Origin of the sequence: Gemmiger formicilis, from assembly GCF_900167555.1 — a bacterium.
Lineage (GTDB): Bacteria > Bacillota > Clostridia > Oscillospirales > Ruminococcaceae > Gemmiger > Gemmiger formicilis.
The window spans coordinates 152,679-165,658 of sequence record NZ_FUYF01000001.1 but is presented as its reverse complement, the minus strand read 5'-3'; the positions used below and the strand labels follow the sequence as shown (position 1 = coordinate 165,658).

General features: G+C 61.1%; 11 protein-coding genes. 9 read left to right on the top strand and 2 right to left on the bottom strand.

The window, feature by feature from the left end; genetic code table 11:
* Positions 1-38: 38 nt before the first annotated feature.
* Positions 39-689, bottom strand: coding sequence for a serine O-acetyltransferase EpsC (gene epsC / locus B5D32_RS00820; protein ID WP_078783178.1), 651 nt, complete (start codon positions 687-689; stop codon positions 39-41).
* 534 nt (positions 690-1,223) lie between these two features.
* On the opposite strand from epsC, the gene B5D32_RS00815 reads away from it, so the two are divergent.
* From B5D32_RS00815 to B5D32_RS00775, 9 genes are all read left to right on the top strand, one after another.
* Positions 1,224-2,414 (top strand): dihydroorotase, encoded by a 1,191-nt coding sequence (locus B5D32_RS00815; protein ID WP_078783177.1) that lies wholly within the window; start codon positions 1,224-1,226, stop codon positions 2,412-2,414.
* Positions 2,415-2,581: 167 nt separating this feature from the next.
* Positions 2,582-3,445, top strand: coding sequence for an orotidine-5'-phosphate decarboxylase (pyrF, locus tag B5D32_RS00810; protein ID WP_078783176.1), 864 nt, complete (start codon positions 2,582-2,584; stop codon positions 3,443-3,445).
* Positions 3,426-4,196: a dihydroorotate dehydrogenase electron transfer subunit gene (locus tag B5D32_RS00805; protein WP_078783175.1), complete on the top strand. Its 771-nt coding sequence runs from the start codon at positions 3,426-3,428 to the stop codon at positions 4,194-4,196. The genes pyrF and B5D32_RS00805 overlap by 20 nt, the downstream gene beginning before the upstream one ends.
* A complete protein-coding gene (locus tag B5D32_RS00800; protein WP_078783174.1) occupies positions 4,196-5,101 on the top strand; it encodes a dihydroorotate dehydrogenase in 906 nt (301 codons plus the stop codon). The genes B5D32_RS00805 and B5D32_RS00800 overlap by 1 nt, the downstream gene beginning before the upstream one ends.
* Before the next feature lie 188 nt (positions 5,102-5,289).
* Positions 5,290-5,886, top strand: coding sequence for an orotate phosphoribosyltransferase (gene pyrE / locus B5D32_RS00795; protein ID WP_078783173.1), 597 nt, complete (start codon positions 5,290-5,292; stop codon positions 5,884-5,886).
* Positions 5,887-6,110: 224 nt separating this feature from the next.
* Positions 6,111-7,241 (top strand): carbamoyl phosphate synthase small subunit, encoded by a 1,131-nt coding sequence (locus B5D32_RS00790; RefSeq protein WP_078783172.1) that lies wholly within the window; start codon positions 6,111-6,113, stop codon positions 7,239-7,241.
* A complete protein-coding gene (carB, locus tag B5D32_RS00785) occupies positions 7,234-10,473 on the top strand; it encodes a carbamoyl-phosphate synthase large subunit (RefSeq protein ID WP_078783171.1) in 3,240 nt (1,079 codons plus the stop codon). The genes B5D32_RS00790 and carB overlap by 8 nt, the downstream gene beginning before the upstream one ends.
* Positions 10,474-10,512: 39 nt before the next feature.
* Positions 10,513-10,941, top strand: coding sequence for a hypothetical protein (locus B5D32_RS00780; RefSeq protein WP_078783170.1), 429 nt, complete (start codon positions 10,513-10,515; stop codon positions 10,939-10,941).
* Between the two features lie 117 nt (positions 10,942-11,058).
* Positions 11,059-11,364: an HU family DNA-binding protein gene (locus B5D32_RS00775; protein ID WP_227595201.1), complete on the top strand. Its 306-nt coding sequence runs from the start codon at positions 11,059-11,061 to the stop codon at positions 11,362-11,364.
* Positions 11,365-11,738: 374 nt separating this feature from the next.
* On the opposite strand, the gene B5D32_RS00770 is transcribed toward B5D32_RS00775, so the two are convergent.
* The gene (locus B5D32_RS00770; RefSeq protein ID WP_078783168.1) at positions 11,739-12,959 is read right to left on the bottom strand and encodes a 6-phosphofructokinase; all 1,221 of its coding nucleotides are present in this window, start codon (positions 12,957-12,959) and stop codon (positions 11,739-11,741) included.
* Between the last annotated feature and the right edge of the window lie 21 nt (positions 12,960-12,980).

The following is a 12,980-nucleotide window of genomic DNA, read 5'->3' as shown; positions in this document are numbered from 1 at the left end:
AAAAATGCACGCCGTAAATTTCACAGCGTGCGTTTTTATTATTCTTTTTTATCCGGCGGGAACTCACCCTGCTTTTCGGCTTCCAGGCGGCTCAGGCGGGCTTCAAGCTCGGAGATGCGCTGGTTGACAATATCCGGCAGATCCTGCTGGTCCAGATCGTCCGCCGGGCAGCACTTGATATTGCCGACGCGGACGATCTCCGCGGGTACGCCGACGGCAGTGGCGTTGGCGGGCAGGTTCTTCAGCACAACGCTGCCCGCGCCGACGCGGACGTTATCACCGATGTAGACCGGGCCCAGCACCTTCGCGCCCGCGCCGATCAACACATTGTCGCCCAGCGTCGGATGGCGCTTGCCGGTGTCCTTGCCGGTACCGCCCAGGGTGACGCCGTGGTAGATCGTACAGTTGTCGCCGATCTCCGTCGTCTCACCAAAGACGATGCCCATACCGTGGTCGATAAAGAGCTTGCGCCCGATCTTGGCGCCGGGGTGGATCTCGATGCCGGTCAGGTGGCGCGCCAGCTGGCTGACAAAACGGGCCAGGAAGAAACACCGGTGATTGTACAGAAAATGTGCGATCTTGTGCGTGACCAGCACATGAAAGCCGGGGTACAGGATGATGACCTCCGCCACATTGCGCGCGGCGGGGTCCTTATCGCGGATATTTTTTGCATCTTCCCAAAGACCCATAGTTCGTTCCTCTTCCTATTTGCCATACTTATTATAAATATACCACAAAGCCGGACAAAGTGCAATGCTGTACGCGCCGCGCACGGATTTTTGCGGATTTTGTCAAATCCTCCAAAAGTCAGCGCAAAAATCTATAAAATCCTTACTTTTGCAAAAAGCCCGTTTGCATTGACACCGCCGTCCCTGCATGGTACAATAAGTAAAACGTAGGTAAAGTCATAGGAAGGAGTGTGCCGGGATGATGCGTTTTATTTCTGTCTTTAAAAATCACGGCACAGTGTTCTTTCCCGTTGCTGCTTTGTGTATGACTTTTTGACTTTTCCCTTTTGGGAAAAGTTTTTTTTTGCAAAAATATCCCTGCGGGATGTTTTTGCATGGGGCTTTGTAGGGGCGAGCATTGCTCGCCCGCAGGCCGTTTGCCTCATGCGCGGCTTTCCCGCAGAAGCTCAACCACGCAAAGTTGACGGGCGAACAATGTTCGCCCCTACACTCTCAGCTATGACAAAGTTTCCTATTTTTAAGGAGGTTCCCACCATGCTGATCCGCAACGCAAAGGACAGCGCGGGCAAGGCCATTGAGGTCTGGCTGCGCGACGGAAAAATTGCCGCTGTCGGTCTGGGGCTGCTCGTCCCGGAAGGGGAGGAGGTGCTCGACGCGAAAGGCCGCACGGTCCTGCCCGCCTTCATCGACACCCACTGCCACTGGCGCACCCCCGGCTTTGAGTACAAGGAGGACATCTCCACCGGCTCCGCCGCGGCTGCCGCGGGCGGGTACACCTTCGTCAACCTGATGCCCAACACGAAGCCGGTCTGCTCCAGTGCCGAGATCGCCCACGCCGTCGAGGCCGAGGCCGCTCGCGTCGGCCTGTGCGACGCAAACCAGACCGTCTCCATCACGAAGGATTTCGACGGCAAAACGCTGGATCATCTGCTGACCCTGCCCGAGGACATCAAGTTCATCACCGAGGACGGCAACGGCGTCATGAACAACGCCGTCATGGCCCGTGCGTTCGCGATTGCCACCGAGCGCGGCCTGACCATCATGTCCCACGCCGAGGACCGAGAGATCAGCCCCTGGGACTACCGCCTGGCCGAGAACATCGAGACCGTGCGCAACTGCCATCTGGCCGAGTACTACGGCACCCGGCTGCACATGTGCCACGTCTCCACCAGGGAATCCGTCGATGCCGTCCGCATGAGCCGGATGCGCGGTGCGCGGGTCAGCTGCGAGGTCACGCCGCACCACCTGTGGTTTGACGACAGCCGCCTGACCTACCGCGTCAACCCGCCCATCCGCAAGGCGGACGACGTGACCGCGCTGATCGACGCCATCAAGGACGGCACCGTGACCTGCATCGGCACCGACCACGCCCCCCACACCGCCGAGGAGAAGGAGAAGGGCGCTGCCGGTATGGTGGGTCTGGAAACGGCCTTCGGCGTCTGCTACACCAAGCTCTGCCGTGAGCAGCGTCTGCCGCTGGAAATGCTCAGCTTCCTGATGAGCGCCGGTCCCGCCGCCGTGCTGGGCCTGGCCGACCGCAAGGGCATGCTGGAGCCGGGCTACGACGCCGACATCGTGCTGGTGGACCTTGACCACATGTACGAGGTCCACGCCGACGAGCTGCACAGCAAGAGCAAGAACTGCCCCTACGACGGTGCACTGCTGTACGGAAAAGTGGTAACCACGATCAAAGGCGGGAAGGTTACGTTCCAGATTGAAGAATAACACCCCTTCACGCACAAAACACCCGTAGGGGCACACTCTATATGCGCCCGTGCAGGCTGCCGCTGGCACAGTCCTGCAGGCGGATATGGAATCCGCCCCTACGATTCCCAACATTATATAATAGATAATAGAGCCGCAATTTATATACATCAAACGGAGGAATCAGCATGCTTACCAACATGGACAAGCTCTACGAGAGCGTCGCAGCAAACGGCCCGGTCTGCGTGGGCCTGGACACCGAGATCAGCTACCTGCCCACCACCGACACCGCCAAGACGGCGGGGGAGAACGTCGTCGCGTTCAACCGTGCGCTGATCGACGCCACCAAGGGCGTCGCGGGCTGCTACAAGGTGCAGATCGCCTATTATGAGTCCCTGGGCCTGGACGGCATGCGCGCCTACGCCGAAACGCTGAAGCTGGCCCGCGCCACCGGCCTGCCCGTCATTGCCGACATCAAGCGCGGCGACATTGCCAAGACCGCCGAAATGTACGCCAAGGCGCACTTTACCGGTGATTTCGAGGCCGACATCATCACGCTGGCCCCCTACATGGGCCTTGACTCCATCAGCCCGTATCTGCCGTACTGCGCCGAGCAGGGCAAGGGCGTGTTCGTGCTCTGCCGCACCTCCAACCCGGGCGCGAAGGACTTTGAGTACAAAAAGCTCGACGATGGCCGCCATGTGTACGACCTCGTCGGCGACAGCCTGACCGCCCTTGGCAAGGACTATATGGGCGAGCACGGCTATTCCAGCATCGGCCTGGTCATCGGCGGCACCCACACCGAGGAGGCCACCGCCATCCGCGCGGCCTACAAGGACACCTTCTTCCTGATCCCCGGCTACGGCGCACAGGGCGGCAAGGCGGCGGACATCGCGCAGTACCTGACCAAGGGCAACGGCGGCGTTGTCAACTCCAGCCGCGGCATCCTGCTGGCCTACAAGAAGCAGCCCGGCGTTGCCTTTGACGAGGCTGCCTACAACGAGTGCGTGCGTATGCGGGAGGATATTCAGGGTGAATGCAACAAGCTGTAATCTGACGGTCCTGCGTCAGGAAACCGTCGCAGAGGATATTATGCGCCTTACGGTCCAGTGGCAGGACCGCAGCCGTGAGCCCCACGCCGGGCAGTTTTACATGCTGCGCGCCTGGGCCGCGGACGCCACGCCGATTCTTTCCCGCCCCATCAGCGTTGACGACTTTGACAACCAGACCGGCGCACTGACCTTCCTGTATCAGGTCAAGGGCGAGGGCACCCACAAGCTGGCCGCGCTGAAAAAGGACGACACGCTGACCGTGACCGGTCCCTGCGGCAACGGCTTTGACACTGCCGCACTGGCCGGGCAGTACAAGCGCATTGCCGTGGTCGGCGGCGGCATCGGCACCGCGCCGTTGCTGCTGCTCTGCAAGGAGCTCTGCCGCGCGGGCGTGCGCCCCGATCTGTTCGTGGGCTTCCGTGACACGACCTACGGCATGGACCGCTTTGTGCCCTGGTGCCGTGACATCTACGCCGCAACCGACTCCGGCAAGGAGGGACACCACGGCCTGGTCACCGACCTGCTGGACGTGAGCAAGTACGACATTGTGCTGACCTGCGGCCCCATGGTCATGATGCGCGGCGTGGCTAAGCTCTGCGCCGCCGCTGGCGTGCCCTGCCTGGCCAGCCTTGAAAAGAAGATGGCCTGCGGTCTGGGCGCGTGCCTGGGCTGCACCTGCCATACGAAAATCGGCCCGGTCACCGTCTGCAAGGACGGCCCGGTCTTTAACGCACAGGAGGTGTTTGACTGATGGCAGACCTGCATGTTGATTTTCTCGGCAAGCGGCTGGCCGGGCCGGTCATCGCGGCCAGCGGCACCTTCGGCTTCGGCCCCGAGTACGCGGGCATTGAGGATCTGCGCGTGCTGGGCGGCATCTCCGGCAAGGGACTGACCCTGAACGGCCAGCCCGGCAACGAGGGTGAGCGCCTCTACGAGACGCCGTCGGGCCTGATGAACTCCATCGGCCTGCAGAACCCCGGTGTGCAGCACTTTATCGACCACGAGCTGCCTGCCATGCGCCGGTGCGGCACCACCGTCTGGGCGAACCTCGGCGGCCACACGATTGAAGAAAACGTCGAGGGCGTGCAGATGCTCTGCGCCGCGGGCGTGGATTTTATTGAGCTGAACATCAGCTGCCCCAACGTCAAGCAGGGCGGTCTCGCGTTCGGTATCCGCGCGGCAGACGCCGGCGAGGTCGTCAGCGCGGTGCGCAAGGTCTGCACCGTGCCGCTCATCGTTAAATTGAGCCCGCAGGCCGAAAGCATCCCCGAGATGTGCAAGGCCGTTGAGGCTGCCGGCGCGGACGCCATCAGCCTGTGCAACACCTTCCAGGCATGCGCGATCGATCTGGAAAAGCGCCGTCCCGTGTTCAACAACACGTTTGCGGGCCTGTCCGGCCCGGCGGTGCGCCCCATTGCCCTGCGCATGGTCTGGCAGGCCGTGGGGGCCGTCAGCATCCCCGTTGTGGGACTGGGCGGCATTCTGACGGGTAAGGACGCCTTGGAGTTCATCATGGCCGGTGCAGCGGCGGTACAAGTCGGCACCGCGAACTTCCTGGACCCGAAGGCCTGCACCCGCATCACGAACGAGATCGGCCAGTGGATGGACGCCCACGGCGTCAAGACGCTGGATGAGATCAGAGGGTGCGCACGGTAAATCACCGGCTGCCTTCCCCTCATCCGCCCGTTCACGGGCTATAACGGCAAGCCCGGCCCTCATCAGTCGGCGGGCGGGCCGCCGACAGCTTCCCCCGCGGGGGAAGCCGCCCCACCATATACGTTTTGCTTGCATTTTTATACAAAATATGCTACTATAAGTTGAATAACATACAGGAGGAACAAATTATGGCACGCGAAGCACTTGAAGTTTTAAAGGAATGTGAAGCATTTTTAGAGGGGCACTTCCTGCTTTCCTCCGGGCGCCACTCCGGCGCTTACTGCCAGATGGCATTTCTGCAGCAGTACCCCGACAAGGCCGCCGAGGTCATGGCTCCGGTTGCCGAGAAGCTCAAGGAGCTGAACATCGACGTCGTGGTCGGCCCCGCCATGGGCGGCATCGTCTACGCCTACGAGCTGGGCCGCCAGATGGGCAAGCGCGCCATCTTCACCGAGCGCGTCGACAACGTCATGACCCTCAAGCGCTTCAGGATCAACCCGGGTGAGCGCTGCATCATTGCCGAGGACGTCGTCACCACCGGTGTTTCCAGCCTCGAGACCAAGCGCGTCATCGAGGAAAACGGCGGCATCTGCGTGGGCATTGCCTGCGTCGTGGACCGCACCCGCGCCGAGGCCCCGTCCCCGATCCCCATCGTCGCCAGCGCCCTCAAGCTCGACCTGCCCAACTACGCCCCTGAGGAATGCCCCATCTGCAAGGAGGGCAAGCTCCCGCTGGTGCACCTGGGCAGCCGCAAAATGAAGGAAGCTGCGAAGCAAACCCTGTAAGCGCTGCTTGTGCAAATAATAAAGAATAAATAATAAATAATAAATGCGGTGAATCGCGTCGCTGCGCTCCGCTCAAAAAAGTCCGTGCAGCTCTGCCCGTGGCACAGCTGCACGGGCGGATATAGAATCCGCCCCTACGGATTTTGTTTTCGACCATAGGGAGAAAACTCCACATTCTTTATTATTTATTATTTCTTATTTCTTATTTTTATTAGGAGATAATTATGCAGGCATATCTGATATTGGCCAATGGCCGGGTGTTCCGCGGCGTCAGCGTAGGCTGCCCCGGTACCACCATCGGTGAGGTCGTCTTTGCAACCGGTATGGTCGGCTTTGAGGAAACCCTGACCGACCCCAGCTACTACGGCCAGATCATCACCCAGACCTATCCGCTCATCGGCAACTACGGCATGAACAGTGAGGATGTCGAGAGCACGAAGATTTGGGCCAGGGGCTACATTGTGCGCGAGGCGTGCAAGACCCCGTCCAACTTCCGCAGTGAGGAAACGCTGGATGCCTTCCTGAAAAAGAACGGCATCATCGGCATTGAGGGCATCGACACCCGCAGCCTGACCCGCACCCTGCGGGAGAGCGGTGTTATGAACGGCGCGATCACCACCGAGTTCGACCCCGACGCCGAGCCCGAGAAGAAGGCCGCGCTGCTGCCCGAGATCGCCGCCTACGCCGTTGTCGACGCCGTCAAGACCGTCACCTGCCGCGAGGCCGTGACCTATGAGCCGACGGCTGCCGGTGCATGGGGTGACACGCCGCTGCACGTGGCGCTGCTCGACCTGGGCTGCAAGAACAACATTGTGCGCTGTCTGCAGAAGCGCGGCTGCCGCGTGACCGTGCTGCCCGGCACGACCACCGCCGCCGAGCTGGCCACCCTCAACCCCGACGGCCTCATGCTCTCCAACGGCCCCGGCGACCCGGCAGAGAACGTGGAAATCATCGCGAACATCCGTGAAATGCTGAGCACCGGCATCCCGACCTTCGGCATCTGCCTGGGCCACCAGCTGACCGCCCTGGCCGCCGGTGCCAAGACCTGCAAACTGAAATACGGCCACCGCGGCGCCAACCAGCCCGTCACCAGCCCGGCCAAGCAGCGCACCTTTATCACCAGCCAGAACCACGGCTACGCCGTTATGGCGGACACCCTGCCCGAATCCGTCGGCCAGATGAGCTACTTCAACGCCAACGACGGCACCTGTGAGGGCGTCGACTACTTGAAATGGAACTGCTTCACCGTGCAGTTCCACCCCGAGGCCAACGGCGGCCCCAAGGACACCGAATTTCTGTTTGACCAGTTCGTCAGCCGTATGCTGGCCGCGAAAGGAGTAATCAACAATGCCTAAAGACCCGCGTATCAAAAAGGTACTGGTCATCGGCTCCGGCCCCATCATTATCGGTCAGGCGGCAGAGTTTGACTACTCCGGCACGCAGGCCTGCCGTGCGCTGAAATCCGAGGGCGTCGAGACCGTCCTCGTCAACTCCAACCCCGCCACCATCATGACCGACCCCGACATTGCCGATCATGTTTACATTGAGCCGCTGACCGCCGAGGTCATCGAGCGCATCATCGAGAAGGAGAAGCCCGACGCCATCCTGCCGAACCTGGGCGGCCAGATGGGCCTGAACCTGTCGATGGAGCTGGCCCGCAACGGATTTTTGGACCGCAGCGGCGTCCGCCTGCTGGCCTGCAAGCCCGACACGATTGACCGCGCCGAGGACCGCCAGCTGTTCAAGGACACGATGGAAAAGCTGCACCAGCCCATCATCCCTTCTAAGGTTGTGGAAGATCTGGACGACGCGCTGGACTTTGCCGAGGTCATCGGCTACCCCGTCATCGTCCGCCCCGCCTTCACGATGGGCGGCACCGGCGGCGGCATCTGCGAGGACCGCGAGAAGCTGCACGAAATTGCCACGAACGGTCTGCGCCTGTCCCCGATCCATCAGATCCTCGTTGAGAAGTGCATTTCCGGCTGGAAGGAAATCGAGTACGAGGTCATGCGTGACTCCAAAGGCAACGTCATCACGGTCTGCAACATGGAGAACCTTGACCCCGTCGGCATCCACACCGGCGACTCCATCGTCGTCGCGCCCAGCCAGACCCTGTCTGATAAAGAGTACCAGATGCTCCGCACCGCCGCGCTGGACATCATCACCGAGCTGGGCATCGAGGGCGGCTGCAACTGCCAGTTTGCCCTGAAGCCCGACAGCTTTGAGTACGCGGTCATTGAGGTCAACCCCCGTGTGTCCCGTTCCTCCGCGCTGGCCTCCAAGGCGACAGGCTACCCGATTGCCAAGGTCGCGACCAAGATCGCACTCGGCTACACGCTGGACGAGATCACGAACGATGTCACGGGCGAGACCTGCGCCTGCTTTGAGCCGGCCCTCGACTATGTCGTCGTCAAATACCCGAAGTGGCCGTTCGATAAGTTCGTCTACGCCGACAAGTCTCTGGGCACCCAGATGATGGCCACCGGCGAGGTCATGGCCATCGGCAACAACTTTGAGCACGCCATGATGAAGGCCGTTTCCTCCACCGAGCTCGGCCTGGACACGATGACGCTGCCCGATTTCGAGAAGCTGACGACAGAAGAAGTCATCGAGCACCTGCATGTGCAGGACTCCGAGCGCGCGTTCTGCGTCTACGAGGCCCTCAAGCGCGGCGTGGCGCACGACGTCATTTACGACATCACCAAGATCGACTGGTGGTTCCTCGACAAGCTGCAGCATCTGGCCGACATTGAGATGGGCCTGAAAAACGGCGAGCTGACGACGGAAAAGTACCTGAATGCCAAGAGGTTCGGTTTCCTCGACAAAACGATCAAGCGTCTGGCGGGCGTGGACACCCTGCCCGAGGCCCCGAAGGCCGCGTTCAAGATGGTCGATACCTGCGCCGCAGAATTTGCCGCCAAGACGCCGTATTTCTACTCCACCTACGACGAGGACAACGAAGCGAAGCCGTTCATTGCCGAGCGCAGCGACCCCGACAAGAAGAAGGTCCTTGTTTTCGGCTCCGGCCCCATCCGCATCGGTCAGGGCATTGAGTTTGACTATTGCTCGGTCCACGCAGTCTGGACGCTGAAGCAGCACGGCTGCGAGGCCATCCTTGTCAACAACAACCCCGAGACGGTCTCCACCGACTTTGATACCGGTGACCGCCTGTACTTTGACCCGCTGAACCCCGAGAGCGTCGACCACATCATCGAGACCGAAAAACCGGACGGCTGCCTTGTGCAGTTCGGCGGCCAGACCGCCATCAAGCTGGCCAAGCACATGGACGACATCGGCCTGCCGATTTTGGGCACGCCCGCCGACGCCATCGACGAGGCCGAGGACCGCGAGCGCTTTGACGAGCTGCTGGAGCGCTGCGGCATCCCCCGCCCGGAGGGCCGCACCGTCTTTACGCTGGACGAGGCCCTGCAGGCCGCGCAGGAGGTCGGCTATCCCGTCCTGATGCGCCCGTCCTACGTTCTGGGCGGCCAGAACATGATCGTCGCCTACAACTCCGCCGATGTCATCGAGTACATGGGCGTTATCACGAAGCACGTTGACATGAGCCATCCCGTGCTGATGGACAAGTATATTCTGGGTACCGAGTGCGAGGTCGACGCCATCTGCGACGGCACCGATTATCTGGTGCCCGGCATCATGCAGCAGGTCGAGCGCACGGGCGTGCACTCCGGCGACTCCATCTGCGTCTACCCGCCGTACACCTTCAGCCAGAAGGTCATTGACACGCTGGTCGATTACACGGGCCGCTTTGCCCGCGAGCTGAAGGTCGTGGGCCTGGTCAACGTGCAGTATGCCGTCCAGAATGATCGTGTCTACGTCATCGAGGTCAACCCCCGCTCGTCCCGTACCGTGCCGTACATCTCCAAGGTCACCGGTGTGCCGATGGTCGACCTGGCCGTGCGCTGCACGCTGGGCGAAAAGCTCAAGGACATGGGCTACGGCACCGGTCTGTGGCGCAACGGCAAGAGCCCGTACTACGCCGTCAAGGTGCCCGTCTACAGCTTCTTAAAGCTGCACGGCGTTGACACGATGCTCGGCCCCGAGATGAAGTCCACCGGCGAGGTCCTGGGCATTGCGCCCTCCTTCCACGAGGCGATGATGAAGGGTCTGGTCGCGGCTGGCTACCAGTTCAAGACGCCCGGCCCCGGCTCCTGCGTCATCATCTCGGTCAAGGACAGCGACAAGGCCGAGGCCGCCGAGCTTGCTTGGAAGCTGCACGACTACGGCTACAAGATCTACGGCACGCCCGGCACCGCCAAGTTCCTGAACAGCGAGATGGTGCCCTGCAGCGTTGTGCGCCAGATGAGCGGCGCGCGCCCCAACGTCATCGACCTGCTGGAGAGCGGTCTGGTGGATTACATCATCTCGACGAGTCCGCATGGCCGCGACCCGCACCGTGACTCCGTCAAGTTCCGCCGCAAGGCAACGGAGCTGTCCATCCCGACCATCACGGCCATGGACACTGCCCGCGTCCTCGTCGACGCCCTGCGCGGTGACCATGACATCAGCCAGATGGAGCTGGTGAACATTGCGAACCTGCACCGCGAAGCGGCAAAAGGGGAATAAGTAAGCAGCAAACAAACCGCGTCCGCAAGGATGCGGTTTTTGTTTTTTCTTGCCCCCTTCTGCGAGGGGGCTCCGCCCGCAGGCGGTAGGGGAGAGAACCTTTTCCCCGGTGACTACGACTACATCAGGCAGGGCCGCGGGCACAACGTCTGCCTGGCCGTCAGCCGCGACGGCGCAGAGCAGGCCGTGGACGTCTGCTTTGACCTGACTGCCGCCCCGGCGGGCGACTTCTCACTGGCCTTTGACGGCGGGCTGACGCTGGCTTATGCCGATGCGGACCGTACCTGCTGCCTGACCTTCACCGACGACGCCATGTCCGAGGGCCGCACCAGCCGGTACGTCAAGCTGGATGCGCCCTGCCGCCGCCTGCGCGTGATGGGCGACGCGCCCGCATGGGGCTGTAAGACTTTGCCCGTCCAGAATATTTTTGCATGGAACGTGCATTTTTTGCCAAATGTCACTTTTTGACGAGATGATCGCGAAAATTTTATAGTTTTTGCCGAAAAACGTTTGATTTCCGAAAAAACTCTTGATTCTGCGCACTATTTTCTCTATAATAATAGCGTAATAATACCGGGCAATTGTGTGCCTATAAGAATAGGAGTTAAAAATATCATGACGAGATCTCAGTTGATTACCAAGGTTGCCAACGACACCAACATGACCGCTGCTGAAGTTGAGAAGGTTATGGACGGCATCTTCGGCACCATCGGCGATGTCCTCAAGAGCGGCGACAAGGTCACCATCGCAGGCTTTGGCCGCTTCGAGATGCGTGAGCGCCAGACCAAGAACTTCACCAACCCCAAGACCAAGGTCACCAGCAAGCTGGAGCCGACGGCCATCCCCGGCTTCAAGGCCAGCGGCCGCCTGAAGGAAAAGGTCTCCGGCTGATTTCGTCTGTATTGATATGATTTGGAAGGACCCGCGGAAATGCGGGTCCTTTTTGCGTCTAAGCCTCCCTTGTCAAAGACAGGCTCCCCCGCTCCGGGGGAGATGGCGCGTAGCGCCAGAAGGGGATCTGGTGGCCCGCAGGGCCGGAGGAATTCCGACGGGCTTTTCGGGTAACCTCAACACCCCCGCGGCGGCATGAGGGCATGCCGTCCTACGTCTGTCTGCGGAGTATACGCAGGGTGGGGTGCCCTCACCCCGCCGGGTCGTGTGCGGCCACCGCAAGCCTCCCGGGTCGTTGAGGACGCCGACCCCTACAGCAGCAAAAAACGGAGCACCGCATTTTCATACGGTGCTCCGTTTTTATTTTTTCAAAATTACAGATGAATATGCCGCGGCACGCCGTTGATGTAGATCGGCGACAGCTCGGCCTGAATGAGCGGGCGGGCGTAGCGCTCGAACTTCTCGTTGACGTGCATCCCGTCCTCGGTGATCCAGTCGGCGGGGACCTTCTTCTCAAAGTTCGCGACCTTCGTCACATCGACCATCTCGGTCTCTACGCGGTAGGGCTGGTCGCTCAGGCGCTTGATGGCGGCCATCTTGGCGGTCTCGCCGCGCATGGCGGCCTCCACCGCTGCGCCGCCGACCTGATAGGCCTCGGTCACGTCGGTGCGGCTGGCCAGATGGCTGGCACAGCGCTGCAGCGTAGAAAACTCGATAGCGCGGGTCTTGCAGCCCAGTCGGACGCGGATCAGGTCCGCCAGATAGCGGCTCGTGCCGCTCAAGATGGCCTTGTGGCCGAAGGCATCCAGCTGACCTGCCGTGGAGACCAGGTCGCACAGGAAAACGCCGTCCTTGTTCTTGACGCCCTCGCTGACCGCGATAATAACATTGTGGCGCTCTTTTTCCAGCTCGGCCACGCGCTTGAGGAACGCCTCCTCGTCAAAGGGGCACTCGGGCAGCAGGATCAGGTCTGGGCCGTTGCAGTCCGGACCGGCAGCCAGACTAGCGGCAGCAGCCAGCCAGCCGGTGTGGCGGCCCATGATCTCTGCCACCGTCACGCTGCGCAGGTCGTAGACGCTGGAATCGCAGATGACCTCCTTCAGGATCGTGGCGATGTACTTCGCCGCGCTGCCGTAGCCGGGGGTGTGGTCGGTCAGCATCAGGTCATTGTCAATGGTCTTGGGCACGCCGATAAATCGGATCTCGCTGTTGACGGTCTTGCCGTAGGCGCTCAGCTTGGAGATCGTGTCCATCGAGTCGTTGCCGCCGATGTAAAACACCGCGCCGATGTCGTTCTGCCGGAACAGCTCAAACAGCTGCACAAACGGCTTCTCGTCAACGGTGGGGTCGGGCAGCTTGTGGCGGCAGCTGCCCAGAAAGCTGGACGGCGTGCGCTTGAGCAGCTCAATGTCCATCTTGTCGCCCAGCACGGTGTCCAGATCGATGAGCTTGCCCTCAAGCACGCCCTCGATGCCGTACTGCATCCCGTAGACATGGGGTGCGCCGCAAGCCTTGGCGGTCTCATAGACGCCCGCCAGACTGGAGTTGATGACGGCAGTCGGGCCGCCCGACTGACCAACCAGAACATTTTTCATAAATTTACCTCTCGTATATTT